Source organism: Chitinivorax sp. B (assembly GCF_005503445.1).
Taxonomy (GTDB): Bacteria; Pseudomonadota; Gammaproteobacteria; order Burkholderiales; family SCOH01; genus Chitinivorax.
In genome coordinates, this window is sequence record NZ_SCOH01000021.1 from 16,742 (window position 1) to 41,632 (window position 24,891).

A 24,891-nucleotide genomic window follows, 5' to 3' on the forward strand; every position below is an offset into this window, starting at 1 on the left:
GGCTTTCAGGATTGGTATGTTCGCAATCCACGACAAATGACAACGGCACCGTCAGGTACCGTCGTCATGGGGATCGTTTTAGTGTGGCAAGGGTGGAATGGGTTGTGGCCGCAATGGTGAAATCGGCATGGCCTTCAGCTTGTCCTGTAACAGCCCGATGGCGGCATTCAACTGGGCATCCTGCCCTTGAAACGTGGCATGGGGTGGATTGTCTACCTCCTGATCCGGCATGACACCCTTACCTTCAATCAGCCACTCACCAGTTTGTGCCGAGAATTGTGCAAACTCGGCGGCACGTGCTATCCCATTGTCCAGTAGCTTGTTGTAGTCCGTCAGCCACACACCGGCCCCACTGGTACGTTTGCCGATCAACGGGCCCAGTTTGAGCGCCTTCACCGCTGCAGCAAAGGTTTCACCGTCGGAATAGGTGTTTTCGTCGATCAGTACGGCCAAGTGACCGCGGAAGGTTTGTTGCATATGAGTTGAGGCGATATTGCCATGGCGCGGTTGCCAGAACCCCCAAACCCTGCGCAACAGTTTTTCGACAATCCAGCTGTCGACATTGCCTCCTTCATTATTCCGGATATCGATGATCAAGCCTTCCCGATCGATTTGTGCATAAAACTGACGAACAAAATCTGCCATGTCCGCTTCACCCATCGCTTTCAGGTGCAGATAGCCGATCTTGCCATTGCTGGCTTGGTCGACAATTGCACGGCGGCTTTCCTGCCAGTCGCTGTAACGTAGCTGGGCATGTCGCGCCTGTTGGACCGGCGTGACCACGACCTGATGCTCGGCTTGACCCCTGCGCAGTGTCAGTAATACCTGCTGCTCAGCTCGATTGCTTAACAGGTCAGCGATATCTCGCGCTTGACCAACTGCAAGGCCATTTACGGCAATGATCAGATCACCTGTCCTGGCATCGACGCCTGGTTGGGCCAATGGTGCGCGTTCTGTTGGCAACTCAGGGTCGGTTCGGTAGATATGTTGGATGCGCACACCATTTGGTTCACGTACCAAGACGGCACCGAGAAAAGCGGCGGTACGGCCGTCAGTTGCCTGGCGCTGGTCACCGGTACCGATCTGTGAGTGCAGTGTGCCGAGCTCCGCCACCATTTGCGCCAACAGGTCGTTCAACTCGGACCGGTCATTGATGCGGTCAACCAAGGGCTCGTATCGACGATGAACGGCCTGCCAATCGACACCACGCAATTGGGCATCATAGAAAAAATCGCGTTGCATGCGCCATGCATCGGCAAACATCTGCCGCCATTCGTCTGCAGGTTTCACCAGAATGGACCAGTCAGCTGTTTTGACCTGTGCCTTGGCCAGCTCATTGGGTGGCTTGGGGGCGGCATCGACGATGAACAGATCACCGATGGTGTCCTTCGGCCCCCGGCTGAATAACAGCTTCTTGCCATCGCCGGATAATGCGTAGCCCTGGATGTCTGATGCGAACACTTCGGGTTCGGGGCTTTGATCATCGATTGCCAGTGATTTCAATGTGGTCTTGCCATCACTACCTGCTTCATGGTCGGTAAAGAACAGTCGCTTGCCATCGGTTTTCAAGTGTGTGTAGTTACCTGCTGACAACGGTACCTCGAATAGCCGGCTGGCCAACCCCGACCATTGCAAGGGAGCTGGTTTGTCGGTGGATGGTTTTTCCTTGCCTGTTCCTGCTGGTTTGGCGGGTGTCACCGGGGTGTCCAGCTCGGTTTTGGCGGCATATGGGAACCGCAAACCAGTCTGGAGCGCCAATGCATATACCTTGGCACGGCGATCAAAAAATGCGCCGGTGTTACGATCACCCCAGGGTGCAGGGGAGGAAGACTGAAAGTGCCGATCAGATAGAAAGTACAGCCATTTCCCATCGGGTGAGAATGCAGGCGAGCCGGATTCGTAGCGATCGGAGGTCAATACCTGCAACTTGTGGTCAGTCAGTCGCATCAGCAAAAGTTGATTACGGCCTATCGAGCTGTTTGGTCGGGTGAGAGCAAGAAACTGGTTGTCTGGCGAAAAAGCGATTTCGCCATATTCGGCAATATTGCTCTGATCGATATGCTCATTTTTACCTGTGGCCAGATTCAATAACCACAGCACACCCGCTTTGTCCGAATGAGCCAGCCAGTTGCCGTCCGGGGATAGCTTCAAGCTGACGCGCATCAACTTGCCATCATTGGTCAGCGCCTTGCCACCTGAGCTGCCGTCTGCGGGAAAGCGCCAGATTTCCTGTTCGCCACTGGCATCGCAGATTGCATATACCCATTTGCCATCAGGGCTGAGGATGGATTGGCTGGCTCTGCTGCCAGCCGGCAGCGCGATCTGAACCCGGCGCTGCGTGCCTTGATGGGTGACGGCGATCTGACCACGCGCATTCAACACGACTTTGTCACCAGATGGCGCAAAGCTGAGATGCCCGGCGAAACTCAAAGGTGCGCGAATCAGGCGATCGCGACGTTGATCGAAATCGGAGGTCAGGGTAACGGGTACGGTACGATCATATTGGCTGGCCAGATCGATGACGTGTAAATCCGCCCCCAACTGATAGGCAATCTTGCCATGTGACAGATTGGCGTGCCGGATGTCGAAATCACGGTGTTGTGTGTGTTGACGTAAATCTTTGCCATTCGGTGTCATCGACCACAGGTTATCGCGGCCACTGCGATTGCTGACGAAATACAATCGACCTTGCCACAGCATTGGGCGGCGATCCGATGAGTGGATGTCGCCACTCAGCCGGGTGGCTTCCTGCGAGCGACCTACCTCGTAGCGCCAGATGGCGGCCGTGGTACCGCCTTGATAGAAGCGGGCATTATCGCCCGTCGTTGCCAGACCATGGCGAATAAAGAACAAGGTCTTGCCGTCGTCAGACAGCACCGCATCATTGGCGTTAGCCAATGGGAAGACGGTTTGCTTGAGGGTGAGTGGATCAATCATAGCCACCACCCGTTGGCCATCCATCCCCTGACTGTGACGCATGGTAAACAGTACCTGGCCTGTATTGGTGAAGCCCAGTACGGTGCTGCGTTCTCCACTAAAGGTCAGGCGCTTGGGCTGTCCTCCGGCGACAGGCATCAGGTAGGCTTCCGGACTGCCTTCATAGGTGGCGGTGAAGGCCAACCAACGCCCGTCGGGAGAGTAGGCAGCGTGGGTTTCCTGACCTGGGTGGGTGGTTAGCCGGGTGGCTTGACCGCCCGCCAATGGTACGGACCATAAATCGCCTTCAGCCGTGACAACGGCCTGATCACCTTGTAAGGTCGGAAATCGAATATAGGCGGCATTCCCGGCATGGATACTGCTGCTACCAAAAGCCAGCACCAGGGCCAGCGCTGTTTGTTTGATCATCATGCTCCCTCGATGGACATCTCGTTCTTTTGCTCTAGACCGCTATGGGTGCGGTTTGACGGTACCAAGCAGCATTGTAGGGGAAAGTAGCGATGCCGGGCATGGGGGAGGCTGGCCCTAGGTAATATCGATGCCAGTAAGGGGGTACTAAGGACGGATCATTTCATTGCAACAGAATGAGCACACAGCCGGAGTTGTATGGCTTGTATGATGTCGTTACCCGTGGGCTTTTGTAGAAAGGCCACGGCCGTGGCCGGCGGGGTGACGTGATCAGCGGGTAAATTGATCGCTTGGCTGAACCGTCCAAATGGTATCGTCATTGGGCCAAGCAATTGTCTGGCCACGTGGTCATGCACCAGTTGTCGCCCTTGATTCTCACCCGCCACAATTCGTGAAGTCAGACCAGATGTGGTTGTGACTACATAAAGCTGACTGGGGATGGGGGCGTATCCACTGATCACCAATTGCCAGCCTGTTTGCAGGGGCCGGGCTGTCAGAGTAATGTCGGCACCCGCTGGCTTGGTCAGGGCACGGCTTAACTGCCGATCGCGACCAGGCCAAAATGAAGCGGCAGTGCCGTCAATGCGAATTTGCGGGGTATAAATCGTACGTTCGTCGGCCTGTCGTGCTGCATGTTGCTGACGTTGGGTAAATGCGGGTTGAGCGAACCGATCCGGCCAGCCCAGACTATCCCAGTAATCGACATGGAAACCGATCGGCACGATACGGTTTGCTACATCATGACTCGCCAGTTTTGATAGCCAGGCATCGGCAGGTGGGCAACTGCTGCAGCCTTCCGAGGTATACAGCTCCACCAGCACATGATGCAGACCATTTGTCCGGGCGATGCAGTCTGCTTGGGCAGGGGATGTCAGCCAGGGGGCAAGTATCAGGACAAGCATAGGGTGGCGCATATCGTGCTCCAGTTCAACGAGGTGACCGATGCTATTGGTCGCTTCGTCCCCTGCTGGCTTACATCGGGTATCAGAACGTGCAGTAATATCGGGGGTAAATGGCCATGTGGTTAGATGTTTATCTAAATCAGTGCCTTGGTTCGTCATGTGGCAATTTGAACACCACTGATGACCATCAACGATGGGGCGAATGGCTGAGTTTTTGCGGCAAATTGCCGACCCAATTACATTGAAAGCCAAAACACTGATAACGGAAGCAGGGTGAGAACAGGCTGTAAAACCGGTCGATTGGTCGCCGCCGTATTCGTTGTAAAGCGCCGCCACAACGGGGGCAGCACAGGGTTTTACCTTCTTCGGCTGAATCGGTTGGAAGGAGATTCGAGGTGTTCATGGTGAGATGCCCTCGGTATTGCTCAGCCATATTCTGGCGGGTCATTGTGGTATGGCGGGATGCATGATCATTGTCCCGCCTTCGTCTTCCCAATACAACAATTCCAGGTATTGCCGATGTGCACTGACGGATGGTAACTGCACCATCGTGATGCCCATATATTGACTGGTACGGCGGTAGGGCCAGCCTGTTGCAATGACTTGATCAGAGGCGACCAAGATAACTTCGCATGCTTTTGTCTGAATCCGGATGTTGTTCTTAATGAGATGGTTATAGCCAATTTACCGCAATGAAGATAGTACGCAACGGACTAAGAACCTGCTCAATGTCTTATTGCGCGACCACGATCGGGGCGCATGTGCTGCTCAACATCCTCATGTATCACACCTACACGCCAGTTTTTGCGCTGCCCTTCACCCCGCTGGTGGCCGCTCATCACAGACCTTGAACAGGTTCTAAGGCCGATTTGCATGCCTGGCAAAAAAGATCCATTCATGATGACTGACAGCATATCGATGAGATGGTTGCCTGATCGACAAATCCTTAAACCCGGAATCGATGGAGGCTGTTGTTTGGCTTGGTTCGTGTGCCGATCTGTTTCAGCATACACACTTCATGGTAAGAACGTAGTTACGCATAAGATCAATGATAAATCTACACTTGCCGACCCTGAAAATTTGTCCGTATGATCATGCCAATACGCAATTCACATCATGAACCGCACGGAATCGTTTCTGACATGCGGTAAGGCAGTTCAACCAGCAAAGGGCAGCGTCATGAAGCAGGCCGGGCAGTGTGTGGATGTGGTAATCATCGGGGCGGGGTTTTCCGGCCTGGGCATGGCAATCAAGCTCAAGCAGTCCGGCCGAACGGATTTCCTGGTGCTGGAGCAAGCTGCCGATGCTGGTGGATGTTGGCGCGACAATACCTATCCCGGCTGTGCTTGCGACGTGCCGGCCCATCTTTACTGCTTCTCGTTTGCGCCTAGGGCGGATTGGTCGCGCAAATATGCTGGGCAGGCTGAAATTCACGAATACTTGCGGCAATGCGTGACCCGGTTTCAACTCGAGCCTTATCTGCGTTTCAATCACTGCGTGATGCGCCTCCAATTCGATGACGAGACCCAGCGCTGGCAGGTGGATTTGGCGAATGGTGGAACCCTATCGGCACGGATCGTGGTGGTGGGTCGCGGCCCGCTTAGTGTTCCCAAGTTGCCAACCATTCCTGGATTGGCGCATTTTCCCGGTCCGGTGTTTCATTCTAGCCAATGGCAGCATCAGCATGATCTGACAGGCAAGCGTGTGGCGGTGGTTGGCACAGGCGCCAGTGCGATCCAGTTCATTCCTGCGTTGGCGAAAGTTGCTGGTGAGTTAACTGTTTTCCAGCGTACACCTGCCTGGGTGTTCCCACGTCCGGATCGTACCATTGGCCGGTTGGAACAACGGCTGTATCAGGCGTGGCCTGCTTTACAACACGGCTATCGGCAATGGCTGTTCAGGCAGCACGAGTGGCGTTATCGCGCATTGGCCCAACCTGCTTCCTGGTCACATAGCCTGGCGGAGCGATTGGCTCGGCGCTTTATCCGACGGCATGTGAAAGATGCAGATAAGGTGCGACTGCTGACACCCAGTTATGTATTGGGGTGTAAGCGGGTATTGTTGTCGAACGACTATTACCCCGCCATGAACCAGCCGCATGTCCAGTTGACACCCAGCGCGCTGCAATCGGTCGATGATCATACATTGGTTGCTGCCGATGGCAGCCGCCATGATGCCGATGTGCTGGTGTTTGGCACCGGCTTTGAGGTGGCCGATAGCTTGCAACCAGGTTGGATCATCGGGCCCAAGCATGAGGACCTGGGTAGCCGCTGGCAACGGGAAGGCATGCAGGCATATCGTGGTATGGCTGTGGCCGGCATGCCCAACCTATTCTTCCTGATCGGTCCCAATTCCGGCCTGGGACACAACTCGCTGGTGCTGATGGTCGAAGCACAGATCGCCAATATCCTGGCTTGTCTGGACCATATGCAGGTGAATCGATACCACGCTTGTCACGTTCATCCAAGCGCTCAGCAGCGATTCAACCAACAGATTCAGAATACCTTTCCAGCGACCGTCTGGACTAGCGGATGCCAGAGCTGGTATCTGGATCAGCACGGTCGGAACACGACACTATGGCCGGGATTGGTCACACAATATCAACAACTGATGGGTAAATGGGCGGCAGAGGATTACGGCTGGTCAATGATGGACATGCCGCCAGCATTGCAGAATAAAAAAAATCGGGCCGAGGTTGCGGTGATGACTGGATAATATGGGATAGGGCGTGTAGGCGCCGAAATCGTTTTTTGAGGATGGATGGGATGCAAGTCAGCAGATGGTTGTTACGCTGTGGGGGTAGGTGAGACCCGTTGAGAGCGTCGGTCACTTAAACGTTGGCGGGGTAACCGGTAATACGGCCGATTTCTTCATAGAGCGGCTTCAAGCGCTTGTACATCCGTTGGTAAACCTTCTCATACAGTTCGGCATAAATGGCCGCGTGCTGTAGGGTGGGCTCGAATTCCGCTCCGATTCGGGTCATGCAGCGGAGGGCACTGGCAAAGTCGCGATGCAATCCGAGCCCCACACTGGCATCAATAGCAGCGCCCAGCCCAGAGGTTTCATACAGATGAGGGCGTGCGACTGGCAGGTTGAAGATGTCGGCCGTCAATTGCAATGCGGCGTCCGATTGCGATCCACCACCCGATACACGTAATTGCCGAATCGGTACGCGAGAGGCTTTTTCGATTCGCTGCTTGCCCTCTTTCAGTGCATACGCCAAGCCTTCCAGAATGGCGCGGTAGACATGGGCACGCGTATGCACGTCGCCAAAACCGATGATGGCCCCCTTGGCTTCTGGCCCAGGCACCTTGATACCGGGGCTCCAATACGGCTGCAACATCAAGCCCATCGATCCAGGGGGAACCGCATTCACCAGTTCGTCAAACAGCTGCTCCGGCGCAATACCTTGTTCCTCCGCGGCCATTTTTTCCAGGTGGCCGAATTGCTCCTTGAACCAGCTGACCATCCAGAATCCACGAAAGATCTGGACTTCGCTGCTGTAATGTCGCGGAACGGCAGCAGGGTAGGGCGGGATGAAGGGTGTGGCTTCGAAATAGCGCTGGCTGGTGACGTTGATCGTGGCAGTGGTACCGTAGGATAGGCAACCAATATCCGGTGTCAGGCAGCCGGCGCCGATGACTTCACAGGCTTTGTCTGCTGCCGCAGCGACCAACGGGAGGCCAACGGGAATGCCCGTCTGTTCTGCAGCAATGGTGCTGATGTGGCCGATGACCGTACCGGGTGGGACCAGCTGTGGCATCTGTTCCGGGCGGATGGGCATGGCTTGCCATTTCCAGTCGCGTTTGCCGGCCCAATCATGCTTTTTGTAATCGAAGGGCAGATAACCGACCTGCGAGCCGATGGAATCCACCATTTCGCCACTGAGTTTGTAATTCAGGTAACCGGACAACAGCAGGTATTTGTCGGTTTTGTCCCAGATGTCCGGCTGATGCTCTGCCAGCCAGTTGGGGTAAGCCTGATGCAAAAAGAACCGGATGGTGTGATCGACGCCCGCCAGTTTGAAAGCCTGTCGCCAGAACCAGGGCAGGGTTGGCACGCGGGTGGCCTTGCGTTGATCCAGCCAGACGATCGCAGGCCGAAGCGGTTGGCCGTGTCTGTCGAGGTTGATCATGGTGCCACGCTGGGTGGTGACCGCAACCCCCTTGATCGCCGCCTTGGGCGCATGGGTCATCGTCCATAAGCGCTGGCAGGCTTGGCACAGGGCTTGCCAGTAATCCTCAGCATGGTGTTCAGCCCAACCGGGCTGGTCCGAAAAGTAGGCCTGTAGCGGTACTTGCGATTTGGCGACCAAGTGACCGTTCAGATCAAACAGTAGCGCACGTACGCTTTGTGTGCCGTTGTCGATGGCGAGCAGGTAATCGTTGGACATCATCACCTTACACCATCAAGCATGGTCGTGTTGCTTGGGGGGATTTGTTCACGCGATGGCAGGCTGTAGTGGCTGGCAATCAGCGCCTGGTAGGCATCGCATTCTGCCTGCCAGCGGGTGTCATCCCAGCCCAATTCTGCCTGACAGCATGTTCGAATGCGTGGAAGCAGCGCGCGGCCACCTTCACGTAAAAGCAAGCCAAGCCGGGTACGCCGTAACAGCAGGTCTTCCAGGTGAACGACTGCCTCGCTGCGGGCTGCCCAACGTAATTCGATCCAATAGGTATCGGTGCCGCTGATCAATTCATGCTCGGTTGCAGGGCCACAAGTCAGTACTGCCTGGGCATCGGTGCCATAGCGGGCCTGCAACCGCTTGCGCAGCATGGCTGGGAGGGTCTGATCCAGCTTGGGCGCGGGTTGAAAGTGTGGAAGGGGCGTCAAATCCAGTGTTTGGTCGAGCCGCGTTTGTGCCTGTTGCAATGCATCCAGTGCGATCACCCGGAAGGTGGTCAACTTGCCACCGGAAACGGTGAGCAGACCCTGCTCCAACCAGCATACATGATCACGACCTTCTTTGGAGGGGGCAGTCTGGCCGCTGGATACTACCGGCCGCACGCCAGCATAGGTGGAAAGCACGTCTTCCTGGGTCAAGTTCAGTTCGGGAAACTGAAACGCCAGTGCTTCCATCAGGTAACTGACTTCTGCCGGGGTAATGCGTGGTTCGCCTTGCAGGTCGTCATGATCCAGATCGGTGGTGCCAACCAGTGTGGCCCCCTCCCATGGGTAGATGAATACAGGCCGTCCGTCCTGTGGGTGCATCAGACTGACAGCCTGGGCCACCGGCAAGCGCCAGCTGGGGAAGAGCAGATGCGAGCCACGCAATGGCCGTAGCCGCTTGCCAACTCCGATCTCCCCACGCAGTTGGTCCGCCCAGGCCCCGGTGGCATTGATGACCACTTTGGCGTGGATGGCGGCGGTTTGCCCCGTCTGTTGGTCAGTCACCTGGGCACCGGTGACTTGGCTGTTTTCACGCAGCAGCGCATCACAGCGGACGTAGTTGATTGCCAAGCCGCCATATGACTGTGCCTCCTGCAACGTACGCAGCACCAGCCTGGCGTCATCGGTCTTGGCGTCCAGATAGCGCATACCGCCCTTCAATTGATGCCGGCTGATATGTGGCGCCAGCATCAGGAATTCTGTCGGATGGTAATAGGCCCGGCTTTTTTCACCCGCAAACCGATCATAAATGGCCAGCCCCAATGAAAACAGCCAACGACCGGGCTTGCGGCCTTGATAGTCGGCAAACACAAAGCTTTGCGGTTCGACCAACCCTGGTGCTGTCTGCAGCAATTGCTGCCGTTCATGTACCGATTCGCGCGTCAGCCGGATCTGGCCTTCCTTCAAATAGCGCAAGCCGCCGTGAACCAGCTTGGATGAACGGCTGGATGTCCCCCAGGCAAAATCCTTCTGCTCTACCAGCAGCGCTTTCAAGCCACGCCGTGCAGCCTCCAGTAGAATGCCTGCACCGGTGATGCCACCTCCGATGACCAACACATCCCAGGGTTCCGCTAGGCGAGGCCAACTGGCCTCACGCCAACCTTGTGTCCACATGGTCATAGCCCAAGGTTGCCGGAATTCATGATGCCATCCGGGTCCAGCTGGCGCACGATGGCCATCAGGGCATCCATGCCCAACGGCCCTTTTTCGGCGGCTAAGTATGGCGCATGGTCTTTGCCGACACCATGCTGGTGACTGATGGTACCGCCCAGTTGTCCCATGGTTTCGCACACGGCCTGCTTCATGGCTTGCCAGCGAGCGTAGTTCTCCTCGAAGCTAGCCGCACGGCGGAACACAAAGGTGGTATAGACACTGGAGCCTTGCGGATAGGTATGTGACAGATGGGTATAGGCATGCACTCTTTCACCGAACTTGGCCAACGCTTCGACGGCAGCCGCTTCGACACGTCGCATCATGGTTTCCACCTTTGGCCAGTCGCAGGCGGTTTCCACCGTATCGGCGCAGTAGCCGTGCTCCCATAGGGTGTTGCGTAAATACACTGAGCGGAATCGGTTGGCCTTCCACTTTTCGCCAAACGCCTTGCCGACAGCCACGCCGCCAAATTGCTTGACGATATCCCTAGCGGCGTGCAATGCCCCGCGGCAGGTGGCCGCATGGCCCGTCACCCCAAACAGCAGTAAGCACTTGGCCCCTTTGATGCCGCGTACTCCCAGGTATTTCTCCAGCATGCCGATCAGGCGCGGGTGTCCAGCCAGCGTCAACGACGTCAACGTTTCCACCTCGTTGGACAAGCGCAGCATCGATAGCGGCAGCCGGCTTTGCACCAAAGTACGCACGGCCGTTTCCGCCTGTGCCCAACTTGGGAAAAACACAGCATGAAATTGCTCGAACTCGGGCAAGGGGGTGACACGAACGGTCGCTTCCGTCAGCACGCCAAAGCGGCCTTCCGAGCCCATGACCAGCTCGCGCAAATCAGGCCCTGCGCTGGATGCCGGGAACGTTGGAATCATGAGCCTACCAGCTGGGGTCTCCACCCGGCCACCTGCGAAAAGCTGCTCGATACGGCCATACCGCAACGATTGCTGGCCCGACGACCGGGTGACGATCCAGCCGCCCAGTGTCGAGTATTCGAATGACTGTGGGAAATGCCCCAAGGTATAGCCCTGTGCCCTTAGCTGCGCTTCCAGATCTGGCCCTGCCACGCCAGCCTGAAACGTGGCCAGTTGCGCGGTATGGTCCAGATGCAGCAGACGATTCAAGCGAGACAGATTCAGCGAGATCACCGGCTGATCGGTCTGTGGCGGAGTCAGGTGACCTACTACGCTGGTGCCACCGGCGTAAGGGATCACAATTGCACGGTGTTGCAGCGCCAGATCGAGTACCTCACGGACATCGTCACCGGATTCGGCGTAAGCAACGGCATCGACAACCCGGCCCAGCTTACCGAAACGTAACCGCAGCCAGTCTGGCAGGCTTTGCCCAAAGCTGGCTCGAACTCGCACTTCTGCATCGGTCGACCAGCGTGGGTGGGTTGGTAAACGGCTGGTAGGTACACTGGCAACGGTTGCCTCAAGGCTGGCATCATCAGGCGATGTCGTCTCGCCTACACGCTCCTGTAAAAACTGCAATGCCGCACCATTCAGCGTTGATTGGATCGTATCGTCACCCCAGCCGTTCCAGCGTCTCACTGTATCAATCCTTGTTATACTCGTTGCAAAAACCATGGCATCTTAAAACAAGCCGCCCATGCGCTCTTGGGCGATCATGACACAGACGTTGTGCAATCATGCCAAATCTCATGCACTCTCCGATTCAAGCTCGCGTTGTGGGCGCCTACTTGCAAGTCTCCCTGGATGTGGCGAGCCAGCGTGGCGTCAACTTGGCTGAGCTGGCGACCGCAGCAGGCTTGCCCGAGCACGCACTGTCGCCAACGCCGGAACAGTTGCCGGTATTGGACTACCTGAAGGCATTGAATGCAGCCGCAACACTGAGCGGTGACACCTACTTTGGCGTGCATGTGGGTGAGGCCATGCGACTGGCGAATTATGCCGTCTATGGCATGATCACCTTATCCTGCCGTACTTTCGGGGAGGCGATGGCGCAAGTGATGCGTTATGAAGTGTTGGCCCATGATCTGGGCCGATCTGGCCTGCGGGTATTGGGGGATGAGGCTGAATATGTTTGGGAGAGCCCCTGGTTGGCTGAATTGCCATGTCGACACATGCCGGAAAGCGTCATGGTCGGTATCAAGACCTTTGTCGACTGGATGGCAGGGCAATCCATGCCAGTATTGGAAGTCTGTTTTGCGCACCCGGCACCAGCCGATGCCAATGAGTTGGAGCGTATCTTCTGCTGCCCGGTACGTTTCAATGCAGACGAATACAAAGCCCGTTTTCCGGCAGCGATCCTTGATTGGCCAGTCCCGCATGCCGAGCCGACACTATTCCCGGTGTTGGTACAACATGCAGAACAACTGTTACAAGCCCGTGAACGACACCAACGCGAACCTGACATTGCGATCAAGGTTCGCGAAGCCATTCTGCAACATCTTAGCCAGGATCGAGCCCGCCTTAGCTGGATTGCCGACACGCTGCAAATGACCGTTCGAACGCTGCAACGTAAATTGAAGGACGCCAATACCAGTTTTCAGACCGTACTGGACAATACCCGCTGCGATCTGGCCAAACACTATTTGCGAGAAACGGATTTGAGTCTGACGGACATCGCATTCCTGCTCGGCTACCAAGAGCAAAGCAGTTTCAATCATGCATTCAAAGAGTGGACGGGAGTGAATCCGGGTGGGTGGCGGAGTCAGGCAAGCGGAAGGTAGTTGAATGACCGCATTGTTTATCCGTCAATCGTTCAGTTCACGTTTAAACATTACGGCCATGCCGTTTCGATGCGTACTGCAAACAAAATGCAGACTTTTCAGCTACAAGTATTTCAATTCACTGATTGTTGCTAATGCGTGGCTGGTAAAATTCAGCAAAGTACCTGAGACAGCGCGTCGCAATGTAGCATATAGGATATTTACTGGCCGCTTTAAATTTTGGGCAGTGTGACACCTTTCTGTCCCAGATATTTTCCACCACGATCTTTGTAAGATACCTCACATATCTCATCCGATTCGAAAAACAATACCTGTGCTACACCTTCATTGGCATAGATTTTTGCTGGCAACGGAGTGGTATTGGAGAACTCCAGTGTCACGTGGCCTTCCCATTCCGGTTCGAAAGGGGTGACATTGACAATGATACCGCAACGAGCATAGGTGGATTTGCCCAGGCAAACAGTCAATACTGAACGCGGGATGCGGAAATATTCAACTGTGCGGGCGAGTGCAAACGAATTGGGCGGGATGATGCAGGAGTCGCCTTTGAATTCGACAAAAGAGTTCGGATCAAAATTTTTGGGGTCGACGATGGTGCTGTTGATGTTGGTAAATACCTTGAATTCATCAGCGCAACGAATATCGTAACCATAGCTGGATGTGCCATAGGAAACGATCTTATGACCATTTACTTCTCGGACCAGGTTTGGTTCGAACGGCTCGATCATGCCGTGTTTCTCAGCCATTCGGCGAATCCATTTATCTGATTTGATGGACATGGCGTATTTCCTGTTTCAGTTGAGGGCGGTAGTCTAACCAACCGCCCATGATTTGCATATGTGTGATGGTTAAACACCCATGCACGGTGGGTGCTGGTCTGGGTCGTAAAAGGTGAGAGGCCTGAATTGTATGCTTGTTGGCACATTCACGACGGATATTAGGTATTCTGGATCACAATCTTCGGGAACTTGGATGAAAAATCCTGAGCTTTTTCACCAATCTTGACGGCAACACGACGGGCGATCTGCTTATAGATGTCTGCAATCTGTCCGTCTGGCTCAGCTACGACAGTGGGTTTACCTGCGTCGGTCGACCGTCGGATCGACATGTCTAACGGCAATTGACCCAACAATTCTACGTTGTAATCCACGCTCATTTTTGCACCACCGCCCTCGCCAAAAATGGGCTCGGTGTGGCCACAGTTGGAGCAGATGTGCATGCTCATGTTTTCGACAATACCCAAAATCGGTACGCCGACTTTTTCAAACATTTTCAGTCCCTTGCGAGCATCCAGCAAGGCAATGTCTTGTGGTGTGGTGACAATAACGGCACCAGTGACGGGAATTTTCTGCGATAAGGTCAGTTGTATGTCACCAGTACCCGGTGGCAGGTCAATGACCAGATAGTCGAGGTTATCCCAACGGGTTTCGTTTAGTAATTGGGTCAGAGCCTGGGTAACCATGGGGCCGCGCCAGACCATGGGTTGTTCCGGGTCAATCAGATAACCGATGGACATGGTTTGTATGTCATATTGCACTACTGGCGTCATCGTCTTGCCATCCGGCGATTCTGGCCGTTGTTGCTCGCAACCCATCATGGTGGGTTGCGAGGGGCCGTAAATGTCCGCATCCAGTAAGCCAACTCGTGCCCCTTCTGCCGCCAGTGCCAATGCCAGATTGACCGAAGTGGTTGATTTGCCGACCCCACCCTTGCCAGAGGCAACGGCGATGATGTTCTTCACTCCACTCAGTAATGGGATGCCACGTTGCACACCATGCGAGGTAATGACGGAGCGAACATGGACATTGATGGTGCCCAATCCGTCCAGGCCGGTAAGCGAATCCTGGATCAATTGGGCCAAACCCGCCGCTTGCGACATGGCCGGATAGGCGAGTTCAATGTCGATGGTGGTTTGACTGTCCTCGATCTTGATATGTTTGACTGCTTTACCGGTAATGAAGTCTTTGCCGGTATTCGGGTCGATTACCTGCGCCAGGCAGTCACGGATTGCTTGTTCGTTGGGTGTCATGGTCGGCTCCCCCGCTTTACCGGGGTTTAAGATGCGTTGCAAAAACTGTTTCATACAGATCACTTGGGTTGTGGGGCGAGTGTATCAAAGCCCGAGATTTGAACAAGTGACTTGCGACAAGTTTTCTATGACAGTTTCGGTTGGTGTTGTTGGGTGACCGCGAAATATTGTGACCTGTGGATGTCCGGTGTCAGCCGGAAGCCTCAGCGACGGAACGGCTTGCCAGTGGAAGTGTCACGCAAAACCGGGCTCCTTTGTTCCCTGGGCGTTCATACCAAACTCGACCAGCCATGGAAGTAGTAAGCCGTTTGACAATTGACAGACCCAAGCCTGTGGAATGCTCACCACCAGTTGGACGGGCAGAAAGTTTGGCGAACGAACGGAACAGCTGGGGCATTTCATCAGGCTGGATGCCAGGGCCTTGATCTTCTACTTCGAGCCTAGCCAAACCGCTGGATTCGATGAGTCGGATGGTCACCATGCTGCCAGCGGGTGAGAATTTGATGGCATTGGAAATCAGATTTTCACAAATCTGGTAAACCAGTTCAGCATCAGCCCAAATGTCGATATGATCGGGCATTTGTGACTGCAAGCTGATCTGTTTGCTCGCAGCCCAATCATTCAGCTCATCCAGTACGCAATGAATGCTGCCACACCAGTCCATTCGAGTAGCATTGACCTGCAATTTACCTGATTCGATGGCATCCAGATCCAACAACTTGGTGATGATGTCCATCATTCGGACCGTAGCCTGATGCATATTTCCCAGCATGGCCGACGATTTTTCGGCTGGCCACTGGCTGATTTTGTGCTTCAACAGATCGCTGGCTGCCCGCAATTGACTTACAGGATTTTTCAGGTCATGTGCGGCAATACGTAACAATTCAGTTTTTTCGTGATTCAGACGGTCCAATTCGTGATTGGCGTCTTCCAACTTCTTATTGGTTTGCAGCAGTGCCTCTGTTCGTTCTTCAACCCGTTGCTCCAGCATGCGCTCAGTAGTGCGGAGGGTATGCAACGCCAATTCACGAGCTGCTTCACGTTGGCGGTGCATTTGCCGGTAACGATCTGACAGTGCAATGGCCAGCAATAACATTTCAATTGGAATGGAAAGATGCGTGCCATACAAACTCAAAAACTCAGTGCTGGCCAAGCCGGCAGCCCGTAATGCGGTTATCAGCAGGGCGGACAGCCACACACATTGCGAGAACACCAGAAAACGGGCAATCAACTGGCCACGTTGCCAGCATAAAATACCGGCAGTGACACACAGAATCCCGCTGATTAGGGCCAGCAGGGTATTGATACGAGACAGCAGCACTTGGTCTGCCAGGTTGGTGACAGCGCCAATCATGGTAAGCAAGCAGGCCGTGACAATGATCCACAATGCGGTATTCAAGCGTTCGGCAGTTACCTTGAGTTTCAGAAAATACAAGGTGAATAATGCTAAGCCTGCAATACCCATTGCCGCAAACAGGTTGACTGCGACATTCTGGAAATAGATGGCATTTGGCCAAAGATAACGATAGGCCAGCCCACTGTGGGTCAATTGCCACATGCCGATGCCAAATACGGAAATGACGTAATACAGATAGCTGATGTGGATGCGCGACAAATACAACACCAGATTATATGCCGCCAAAGCAAAAATGAAACCAAAATACAGGCCAAATACCAAGTGCGTGGTTTCACTCTTGCGTGCATAGCTTTCCGGATCCCAAAGGGTCGTTGGTACGGTCATGCTGCTCTGGGTTTGTACTCGCCAGTACAGTGTAACTGGGGTGTTGGTGGGTAGCGTCAGGGGAAAGGTGAATTCACGGGTTGGCAGTGGCCGTGCAGCATAGGCCAGCGTGTCACCTGCCCGTAGCAATCGATACCGATTTGGTTGGTTGGTTTCTGGTACATAGAAATCGATCTGGTCCAAGGCAGGCAAGTCAATATTGACCATCCAGCTATTGCGTGTACCAGTATTGTGCAGCGTGATTTTGAACCAGTAGCTGGCTTTGGTATAGCCAAATGCCGCTTGTTTACCAGTGGGTTGCTGAAATTGTGCTTGCCGTTTTGCACTTTGAATATCGGCCAGGGTCCATTCGCTCTTTGTGTCCACCAGAAATTGCAGGTGCCCATCCAGATTCAACCTGGTGGTAGCGTTTCCAACTTTGGTCACGTCAGCATGGCCATAAAGCGATAACAGGCAAAGCAATATGGCGATGGCTAAACGTTGTAGCATGGGTAAGATTAACGGTCGTGAAAAAGAGACAGAGTGTCAGTTTGCATCCAACGACAGAAACCGAAGGCATCGGCTTGGTCGCCAGGCAGGACTGGGCGGGATTGCGACGGCATTTCCAGAAAGGGAATCGAGTCGTTTGGTTTCAAGGTAGCTGCTGTCCTCTTGTTTGCTTGATATTTGCCAAATTACAATCGAATATGCCAGACCACACCATCGTCGGGGTGGTAGGTGCAGCAATCTGCTCATGATATCCAGATGCCATCATTGGCAGTTTTTGAAAGGTGTATCAGGGCTCAGCAGATAATCATCAGTATATTTTATCCAGGTAACGTATTAAAAGGTAAAAACACGTTTTAATCGTTGCCAGTAAAGTCATTTAATTTTAATAAGTGCGGAAATTGTTATGTAATAAATAAAAAGCCCTTCTTGTAAGAAGGGCTTGAATATTGCTTGATGATGAATCAAGTAAGTATTCGCTCTAGTACGCCATGATAAATCTCAGACAGCTTGGGCAGATCATCAATGGCAACACATTCATTGAGCTTGTGGATCGTGGCATTGATCGGGCCAAACTCCACGACCTGAGGGCAGATCTGTGCAATGAAGCGTCCATCGGATGTGCCACCGGTCGTTGACAGTTCGGGTGCAAATCCACAGATTGCTTCAATGGAATCGGACAATGCCTGAACCAATGGACCTCGTTCGGTCAGGAAAGGGTTGCCGGATAGGGTCCATTCAATTTGATAGTCAAGTTGATGTCGATCAAGAATGGCGTGAACGTTGTCTTTGAGCGACTGTTCAGTATTTTCTGTTGAAAAACGGAAGTTGAACAATAGCTCACACTTGCCAGGGATGACGTTGTTGGCACCAGTGCCAGAATGGATATTTGACACTTGCCAAGTGGTCGGCGGGAAGTAGTCATTTCCTTGATCCCATTCGGTATTGGCCAGTTCGGTTAGTGCGGGGGCCAGCAAATGAATCGGGTTCTTTGCCAGATGTGGGTAGGCAATATGCCCCTGTATGCCCTTCACCAGCAAACGACCAGACAACGATCCACGTCTACCATTCTTGATGACATCGCCAAAACGCTCGCTGGACGTCGGCTCGCCTACAATGCAGCAGTCAATATGTTCCCCACGAGCGGCCAACGCTTCGACCACTTTGACGGTACCGTTGATTGATGGCCCTTCCTCGTCAGAGGTAATCAGCATGGCAATCGACCCTGTCGGGCGTTTATGTTCAGACAAAAATGATTCAGTTGCTGTAACAAAAGCCGCCAGTGAGGCTTTCATGTCGGCTGCGCCTCGCCCAAACAGCATGCCGTCCTTGATGGTTGGCATGAATGGGTCTGTATGCCATTGATCCAGTGGGCCGGTCGGGACAACATCGGTATGACCAGCAAAGCAGACCACTGGCCCTTCCGTGCCTAACCTGGCCCAGAAGTTGTCAACATCGGCAAAGCGCATGCGTTCAACGGTAAAGCCCAGCTTCTCCAGACGCTCAATTATGATGTCCTGGCAGCCTGCGTCGTGTGGGGTGTTGGAAGGCAGTGAAATCAGTTGCTCAGTAAGCAGCAGGGTTGGATCTTGATTCATTTACCGAATACCTGCTGATATGTCTGTTCATCAAAACCCAGATAAAGTTTCCCATTTGCTTCCAGCACGGGGCGTTTGATCACGGATGATTTGTCCAACATCAGCGCGATGGCACTCTGTTCGTTGTTTACTGTCGCCTTCTGTTCGTCGCTCAGTTGCCGCCAGGTTGTACCCTGGCGGTTCACCAGCTTTTCCCAGCTGACCTGTTTCAGCCAGTCGCTCAACATGGCTTCGGTCACACCAGCTTTTTTGAAATCATGAAACGGGATATCGATCTGGTTGGCTGCGAGCCATTCGCGCGCCTTTTTGACCGTATTGCAGTTGGGAATGCCGTAAATTTTCATTCTTGTGTATCGTCAATGGGGTGAATCGATCAGATCAATATCGAAGCTGACCTTGGGTTGGTCGGATCCATCCTTGTTTTCCAAGGGTGAATCGTTCTTGTTGCCATTTTCATCCACCACTTCGCCATGGCTGACCAGCCAGTGCAGGTTGGTGGGGGAGTCTGCGTGCAACATGGCTTCGTCGAGCGTGATCTTGCCTTCTTTGTAAAGCCGGTAAAGTGCTTGTTCGAAAGTCTGGGAGCCTTGATGCAGCGAGTTTTCCATGGCTTCCTTGATCTCGTTGACTTCCCCGTTGCGGATCAGCTCGGCGACGCGGTTCGAATTTAACAACACCTCGACCGCCGGGAGCAACTTGCCATCGATGCCGCGCACCAGCCGTTGCGATATCACGGCACGTAACGATGTCGACAAATCCAGTAACAGACCGGGCCGCGCGTCCTCCGGGAAGAAGTTGATGATGCGATTCATGGTGTGATAACTGTTGTTGGCATGCAACGTTGACAGGCATAAGTGGCCTGACTGCGCATAGGTCAATGCCTGCATCAAGGTGTCCTTGTCACGAATTTCACCAATCATCAGTACATCTGGTGCTTCACGCATTGCGTTCTTCAATGCATCAGCGTAAGTCTTGGTATCGATACCGACTTCCCGTTGGTTGACAATGGATTTCTTGTGGCGATGCTGGAATTCGATCGGGTCTTCAACCGTCAGAATATGGCCAGGAGTGGTTTCGTTACGATGGTTCAGCATGGCTGCCAGGGTAGATGACTTACCGGAACCGGTCGCACCTACCATCAAAATCAATCCGCGCTTGAGCATACACAATTCACCCAAGACTTCTGGCACGCCCAATTCACCCAATTTGGGTGGTGTTGCTTTGATGTAACGAATCACAATTCCGCAAGCGCCACGCTGTCGGAATATATTGACCCGGAAACTGCCAACATCCGCGATCGGAATGCCGAAATTCATCTCCCACTCAGCTTCAAACCGGGCAATCTTTTCAGCATCCATCAAACTGTAAGCACATTGCTTGACCTGTTCGACACTTAGAATTTGCTGATTGACCGGCATGACCACACCTTGCAGTTTGATCTGAATCGGCGCGCCTGCCGTAAAGAACAGATCGGAAGCGTGCTTCTCGGCCATGAGCTTGAAAAGGGGAGTGAGATCCATGAAAGCGTGTCCTGCGTTGATGGTGTGTCAACATGTCGGCTTGTCTGGCATGCCGACGTGCTGCACAACCTTATGGTTGGTACCGGGCCCAATGCAACTGACCATCATTGAAAAAGACCCATCCTCGGCCAAGCGTGCCTTATGGGCCGATTACTGGTGCAAAAGCTGCGACTTTATAACAAAAGCATGTGGTTTTCGAGCCCTGTTCTCGTGGCCAACGGCATTCATCATATTGCTCAGACTGTCGCGGGCTAAGTAGACAACGGCAATATTGAAGTTTTGTCACCTGTGAAAACGATGTGATTAGCTTGGTGTGTCAAACATAACAAGTTCGGTACACTATCAATGTGCAATCACGCAGGCGGTAAATCGAGTTTAGCACAGCAAAATTGGCCTCGCGCTCAACAAAAAACCCGCGACTGGCGCGGGTGTTCTTGTTGAAGACAGTGCTCGATCAGGCGGGCTGTTTTTTCATTTCTTCGTCACGTAGCGCACGACGCAAGATCTTGCCAACATTGGTTTTGGGTAATTCCGTACGGAACTCCACGAACTTGGGAATCTTGTAGCCAGTCAGATTTTTCTTGCAGTGCTCTATGATGTCTTTCTCGGTAATTGATGGGTCTTTCTTCACAACAAAGACTTTGACTACCTCACCGGATTTTTCATCTGGCACACCGATGCAGGCGACCTCCATAATGCCGGGTAAAGCTGCAATAACCTCTTCGATTTCGTTAGGATAGACATTGAAGCCCGATACCAGCACCATGTCTTTCTTGCGATCCACCAATTTGAAAAATCCATCTTCATTCATGATGGCCATATCGCCAGTGGCTAGCCAGCCGTCACCCTTCAAGACTTTGGCGGATTCTTCAGGGCGTTTCCAGTATCCAAGCATGACTTGTGGGCCACGAACCCACAATTCGCCAGATTCGCCTAATTTGACTTCGTTTCCATTCTCATCACGTACCGAGCATTCGGTAGAAGGAATCGGTAAGCCGATGCAGCCAGAGAATTCCGTCACATTTAATGGATTAATGCATGCAGCGGGTGAGGTTTCAGTCAGTCCATATGCTTCAATCAATGGTACACCTGTTGTCTGCTTCCATCGCTCTGCGACGGCTTTTTGAGTTGCCATGCCACCACCTAACACCATCTTCCACGTCTTGAAATTCAATTTGGCGAAGTCTGGATTGTTTAGTAAGGCATTGAACAAGGTATTTAGCCCGGTCATGGCTGTGACAGGGTACTTGGCCAATTCTTTGACAAAGCCGGGAATGTCGCGAGGATTGGTAATCAGAATGGTATGTCCACCCACTTTGGTGAACACCATGCAGTTCGCTGTCAATGCAAATATATGGTATAGCGGTAATGGTGCCACGACGACTTCGGCACCGTCCTGGAGGGCGGGTTTAATCCAGGCATGTGCCTGCTGCATGTTGGCGATGACGTTGCGATGCGTGAGCATTGCGCCTTTTGATACACCAGTTGTTCCACCGGTATATTGCAAGAACGCCAAATCATCGTGGGTGACATCATATGTCTTGAGCGGCTGGCTGCGACCTTTGGCAAGAGCATCGTTGAATCCGGTGGCGCCGGGTAGGCTAAAGTCTGGCACCATTTTTTTAACGTGCTTGACGACCAGATTTACAATCAGCGACTTGGGGAAGCCCAGCATGTCGCCAATACGTGTAGTGATAACGTTTTTAATCGGCGTACGCTTGGCCACCTCTTGCAGGACGCTGGCAAAATTTTCAATGATGACAATGGTTTCCGCACCTGAATCCTTAAGTTGATGCTCAAGTTCTCGCGGGGTGTAAAGCGGATTGACGTTGACTACGGTCATCCCTGCGCGTAACGCGCCAAAAACGGCAATCGGGTACTGCAGTAGATTGGGCATCATGATGGCTACGCGATCGCCTTTTTGCAGGCCCAACGTATTTTGAAGGTATGAGCCAAACTGCTGTGTCAGCTGATCGACCTCGCCATACGTCAGTGTCTTGCCCATACAAGAGAAGGCTGAGCAATTGGCAAATTTCTTCGCACTTTTTTCAAACACTTCTCCGACGTTCTTAAACTCGTTGAGGTCGATTTCCGCCGGAACGCCGGACTGGTAGTGTTTCAACCAGATTTTTTCCATGCTTTACTCTCCCGATTGGTGTGCTGCTAACATGTGTAATGTGGAAAACCGGCCGGTCCTGAATGGATATGAACCTTGTTGACTAAGTGTTTGATCCAGATATCGAAACAGGGGCTGGGGAAAATACCTATATGCAAAATTCAATATTGTGGTTTGCCGTAACTGTAACGGATTTGATGGCAGGGTGCAAAGCGGATTCCAGCCATTTTCTCCCTTGTCACGACGTGATAGTGCGCATTTCGATGGCGGGGTGATGCGCCGCTGCGAGCGCTTCAAACCTACTGTTTATTCAATGGGGCTTTGTCTCGGTAATGGTTTTCTGGTAAACTCTTATCGATTTTCTAGAGATGGGCGTTACGCCCATTTTTTATTTCTCAGGACGGAATATATGGATTTGCGGCATCTGCTTGAAACAACGCTGACGGGTTTGGGTTATGAAATGGTCGACCTGGAGCTTGGGCGTGGCGGGATGATTCGCATATTCATGGATTCGCCGAACGGTATCACGGTAGACGACTGCGTCAAGGTCAGTAATCACCTGACACGCATGTTCATGGTTGAAAACATTGATTTCGAACGGCTTGAGGTGTCGTCGCCAGGGTTGGATCGGCCGCTGACCAAAGAGTCTGATTACACCCGTTTTGCTGGCCAAAAGGTCAAGATCAAGCTTCGTGTGCCGATTGATCGGCGCAAGACTTTTGCTGGGACATTGATTGGCCTGCACGATGGTCGTCTCAACCTGGAGGTGGACGGTGCCCCAGTCGAGATCGATCTATCCAATATTGACCGGGCTCGACTGGATCCTCAGTTCTGACGAAATCGCGTGGGTTGGAAAACGCAACGCTATATGAGATTGGCGGGCCTACTGCCCGCCCATAGGTAATGAAGCCGGAGGTGTGATAGATGAGTCGCGAAATGTTGTCGCTGGTAGATGTGCTGGCGCGCGAAAAAAACGTCGACAAGGAAATTGTATTTGGCGCACTTGAGCTTGCGCTGGCGTCGGCGACAAAAAAGCGTTTCTCGGATGAGGATGTAGATGTTCGCGTCTCCATCGACCGCAGTTCTGGCGCGTATGAGTCATTCCGTCGCTGGCATGTGGTGGCTGATCAGGATTGGTTATCTGAAGGTCGGGAAATCGGCCTGACGGAAGCCCGCAAGCAAAAGTCCGATATCGAAGTCGGTGACGTATTGGAAGACCCGCTGGAAGCAATTGAGTTTGGTCGTATTGGCGCTCAAACTGCCAAGCAGGTGATTTTGCAGCGTATTCGTGATGCGGAGCGTGAGCAGTTGCTGAATGATTTTCTGCAACGTCGGGAGCACTTGGTCAACGGTGTGATCAAGCGCATCGAGCGTGGTAACGCCATCATTGAATGCGGCAAGCTTGAAGCGTTGTTGCCACGTGAGCACATGGTCCCCAAAGAGAACCTTCGCGTTGGCGATCGTGCCCGTGCGTTCTTGTTACGTATTGATCGTGGTGGCCGTGGCCCACAATTGATTTTGTCGCGTACGGCCAAAGAATTCCTGATCAAATTGTTTGAGCTGGAAGTGCCGGAAATAGAAGAACGTTTGATTGAGATCAAGGCTGCAGCTCGCGATCCAGGTTTGCGTGCCAAGGTTGCCGTTAAGTCCAACGACCCGCGCATTGACCCTCAAGGCACATGTATTGGCATGCGTGGCTCCCGTGTGCAAGCGGTAACCAATGAACTGGCGGGTGAGCGTGTTGACATCGTGTTGTGGTCGAATGATCCGGCCCAGTTCGTTATCAACGCGCTGTCGCCTGCTGAGGTAACCAGTATCGTCATTGACGAAGACACGCACAGCATGGATGTGGTGGTTGATGAAGACCAACTGGCGCAGGCAATTGGTCGTGGCGGTCAAAACGTTCGACTGGCTTCCGAACTGACTGGCTGGACGATCAATATCATGACGGTTGATGAGGCTGAAAAGAAGCATGAGGCTGAGTATGAGCAGATCCGTAATCTGTTCATGTTGTCACTTGATGTTGATGAGGAAGTGGCTTCAGTGCTGGTGCAGGAAGGTTTTTCGACACTGGAGGAAGTCGCTTACGTGCCCTTGGCCGAAATGATGGAGATCGAAGGTTTTGATGAGGATCTCGTCAATGAGCTACGTAGTCGCGCACGTAATTCTTTGCTGACACAAGCGATTGCCAGCGAAGAGAAAAAGGAAAACGAGGCCGGTAGCCTCATGAGTATCGAAGGTATGGACGCCGACACCTCGCATGCGCTGGTCGAGAAAGGCGTGGCAACACGTGACGATCTGGCAGACCTGGCAGTCGACGACCTGGTCGAGATGACCGGTATGACGCCGGAACGTGCCAAGGCGCTGATTCTGTCAGCCCGCGCACACTGGTTCGCCGAGTAACAGTGCATCTG

General features: G+C 53.3%; 17 protein-coding genes. 4 read left to right on the plus strand and 13 right to left on the minus strand.

The window, feature by feature from the left end; translation table 11 throughout:
- Positions 1–78: 78 nt before the first annotated feature.
- From FFS57_RS13750 to FFS57_RS13760, 3 genes are all read right to left on the minus strand, one after another.
- The gene (locus FFS57_RS13750; RefSeq protein WP_249383998.1) at positions 79–3,348 is read right to left on the minus strand and encodes a S41 family peptidase; all 3,270 of its coding nucleotides are present in this window, start codon (positions 3,346–3,348) and stop codon (positions 79–81) included.
- A 155-nt stretch (positions 3,349–3,503) separates the two neighbouring features.
- Positions 3,504–4,259 (minus strand): DUF1223 domain-containing protein, encoded by a 756-nt coding sequence (locus FFS57_RS13755; protein WP_171013934.1) that lies wholly within the window; start codon positions 4,257–4,259, stop codon positions 3,504–3,506.
- Between the two features lie 432 nt (positions 4,260–4,691).
- Entirely contained in the window at positions 4,692–4,868 is a 177-nt protein-coding gene (locus FFS57_RS13760; protein ID WP_171013936.1) for a hypothetical protein, read from the minus strand.
- Between the two features lie 495 nt (positions 4,869–5,363).
- Between FFS57_RS13760 and FFS57_RS13765 the strand changes: the two genes are divergently transcribed.
- The gene (locus FFS57_RS13765; protein WP_137938380.1) at positions 5,364–6,962 is read left to right on the plus strand and encodes a flavin-containing monooxygenase; all 1,599 of its coding nucleotides are present in this window, start codon (positions 5,364–5,366) and stop codon (positions 6,960–6,962) included.
- Positions 6,963–7,077: 115 nt separating this feature from the next.
- Here FFS57_RS13765 and FFS57_RS13770 read toward each other — a convergent pair whose 3' ends face one another.
- From FFS57_RS13770 to FFS57_RS13780, 3 genes are read right to left on the minus strand one after another with little or no spacing between them, the layout of a single operon-like run.
- On the minus strand, positions 7,078–8,640 hold the full coding sequence (locus tag FFS57_RS13770) for an FGGY-family carbohydrate kinase (protein WP_137938446.1): 1,563 nt from the start codon (positions 8,638–8,640) through the stop codon (positions 7,078–7,080).
- A 2-nt stretch (positions 8,641–8,642) separates the two neighbouring features.
- On the minus strand, positions 8,643–10,250 hold the full coding sequence (locus tag FFS57_RS13775) for a glycerol-3-phosphate dehydrogenase/oxidase (RefSeq protein ID WP_137938381.1): 1,608 nt from the start codon (positions 10,248–10,250) through the stop codon (positions 8,643–8,645).
- Between the two features lie 2 nt (positions 10,251–10,252).
- Complete coding sequence (locus FFS57_RS13780; RefSeq protein WP_137938382.1) at positions 10,253–11,845, minus strand: FAD-binding oxidoreductase; 1,593 nt, start codon at positions 11,843–11,845, stop codon at positions 10,253–10,255.
- Positions 11,846–11,955: 110 nt separating this feature from the next.
- On the opposite strand from FFS57_RS13780, the gene FFS57_RS13785 reads away from it, so the two are divergent.
- Positions 11,956–12,987, plus strand: coding sequence for an AraC family transcriptional regulator (locus FFS57_RS13785; RefSeq protein ID WP_249383999.1), 1,032 nt, complete (start codon positions 11,956–11,958; stop codon positions 12,985–12,987).
- Between the two features lie 212 nt (positions 12,988–13,199).
- Here FFS57_RS13785 and dcd read toward each other — a convergent pair whose 3' ends face one another.
- The 7 genes from dcd to FFS57_RS13820 form a co-directional block, all read right to left on the minus strand.
- Positions 13,200–13,766 carry a dCTP deaminase gene (gene dcd, locus FFS57_RS13790; RefSeq protein WP_137938384.1) on the minus strand — a complete coding sequence of 189 codons (567 nt, stop codon included), beginning with the start codon at positions 13,764–13,766 and terminating at the stop codon, positions 13,200–13,202.
- Positions 13,767–13,924: 158 nt separating this feature from the next.
- The gene (gene apbC / locus FFS57_RS13795) at positions 13,925–15,016 is read right to left on the minus strand and encodes an iron-sulfur cluster carrier protein ApbC (RefSeq protein WP_137938385.1); all 1,092 of its coding nucleotides are present in this window, start codon (positions 15,014–15,016) and stop codon (positions 13,925–13,927) included.
- A 190-nt stretch (positions 15,017–15,206) separates the two neighbouring features.
- Complete coding sequence (locus tag FFS57_RS13800; RefSeq protein ID WP_137938386.1) at positions 15,207–17,246, minus strand: sensor histidine kinase; 2,040 nt, start codon at positions 17,244–17,246, stop codon at positions 15,207–15,209.
- Between the two features lie 461 nt (positions 17,247–17,707).
- Positions 17,708–18,841 (minus strand): succinyl-diaminopimelate desuccinylase, encoded by a 1,134-nt coding sequence (dapE, locus tag FFS57_RS13805; protein WP_137938387.1) that lies wholly within the window; start codon positions 18,839–18,841, stop codon positions 17,708–17,710.
- Positions 18,838–19,185, minus strand: a complete 348-nt coding sequence (locus FFS57_RS13810) for an ArsC family reductase (protein ID WP_137938388.1) — start codon at positions 19,183–19,185, stop codon at positions 18,838–18,840. Before FFS57_RS13810 ends, dapE begins: the two co-directional genes overlap by 4 nt.
- Positions 19,186–19,197: 12 nt before the next feature.
- The gene (locus tag FFS57_RS13815; protein WP_137938389.1) at positions 19,198–20,361 is read right to left on the minus strand and encodes a PilT/PilU family type 4a pilus ATPase; all 1,164 of its coding nucleotides are present in this window, start codon (positions 20,359–20,361) and stop codon (positions 19,198–19,200) included.
- 454 nt (positions 20,362–20,815) lie between these two features.
- Positions 20,816–22,498, minus strand: coding sequence for a long-chain-fatty-acid--CoA ligase (locus FFS57_RS13820; protein ID WP_137938390.1), 1,683 nt, complete (start codon positions 22,496–22,498; stop codon positions 20,816–20,818).
- Positions 22,499–22,886: 388 nt separating this feature from the next.
- Here FFS57_RS13820 and rimP point away from each other — a divergent pair, with 388 nt between their 5' ends.
- Positions 22,887–23,312 (plus strand): ribosome maturation factor RimP, encoded by a 426-nt coding sequence (rimP, locus tag FFS57_RS13825; protein WP_137938391.1) that lies wholly within the window; start codon positions 22,887–22,889, stop codon positions 23,310–23,312.
- A gap of 89 nt (positions 23,313–23,401) precedes the next feature.
- Positions 23,402–24,880 (plus strand): transcription termination factor NusA, encoded by a 1,479-nt coding sequence (gene nusA / locus FFS57_RS13830; protein ID WP_137938392.1) that lies wholly within the window; start codon positions 23,402–23,404, stop codon positions 24,878–24,880.
- The last annotated feature ends 11 nt before the right edge of the window (positions 24,881–24,891 follow it).

Bases quoted from the DNA above. Each gene is read 5' to 3' on its own strand.
- FFS57_RS13750 (WP_249383998.1), bottom strand. From the start codon at position 3,348: ATGATGATCAAACAAACAGCGCTGGCCCTGGTGCTGGCTTTTGGTAGC.
- FFS57_RS13755 (WP_171013934.1), bottom strand. From the start codon at position 4,259: ATGCGCCACCCTATGCTTGTCCTGATACTTGCCCCCTGGCTGACATCC.
- FFS57_RS13765 (WP_137938380.1), top strand. From the start codon at position 5,364: ATGAACCGCACGGAATCGTTTCTGACATGCGGTAAGGCAGTTCAACCA.
- FFS57_RS13770 (WP_137938446.1), bottom strand. From the start codon at position 8,640: ATGTCCAACGATTACCTGCTCGCCATCGACAACGGCACACAAAGCGTA.
- FFS57_RS13775 (WP_137938381.1), bottom strand. From the start codon at position 10,250: ATGTGGACACAAGGTTGGCGTGAGGCCAGTTGGCCTCGCCTAGCGGAA.
- FFS57_RS13785 (WP_249383999.1), top strand. From the start codon at position 11,956: ATGCACTCTCCGATTCAAGCTCGCGTTGTGGGCGCCTACTTGCAAGTC.
- dcd (WP_137938384.1), bottom strand. From the start codon at position 13,766: ATGTCCATCAAATCAGATAAATGGATTCGCCGAATGGCTGAGAAACAC.
- apbC (WP_137938385.1), bottom strand. From the start codon at position 15,016: ATGACACCCAACGAACAAGCAATCCGTGACTGCCTGGCGCAGGTAATC.
- FFS57_RS13800 (WP_137938386.1), bottom strand. From the start codon at position 17,246: ATGCTACAACGTTTAGCCATCGCCATATTGCTTTGCCTGTTATCGCTT.
- dapE (WP_137938387.1), bottom strand. From the start codon at position 18,841: ATGAATCAAGATCCAACCCTGCTGCTTACTGAGCAACTGATTTCACTG.
- FFS57_RS13810 (WP_137938388.1), bottom strand. From the start codon at position 19,185: ATGAAAATTTACGGCATTCCCAACTGCAATACGGTCAAAAAGGCGCGC.
- FFS57_RS13815 (WP_137938389.1), bottom strand. From the start codon at position 20,361: ATGGATCTCACTCCCCTTTTCAAGCTCATGGCCGAGAAGCACGCTTCC.
- FFS57_RS13820 (WP_137938390.1), bottom strand. From the start codon at position 22,498: ATGGAAAAAATCTGGTTGAAACACTACCAGTCCGGCGTTCCGGCGGAA.
- rimP (WP_137938391.1), top strand. From the start codon at position 22,887: ATGGATTTGCGGCATCTGCTTGAAACAACGCTGACGGGTTTGGGTTAT.
- nusA (WP_137938392.1), top strand. From the start codon at position 23,402: ATGAGTCGCGAAATGTTGTCGCTGGTAGATGTGCTGGCGCGCGAAAAA.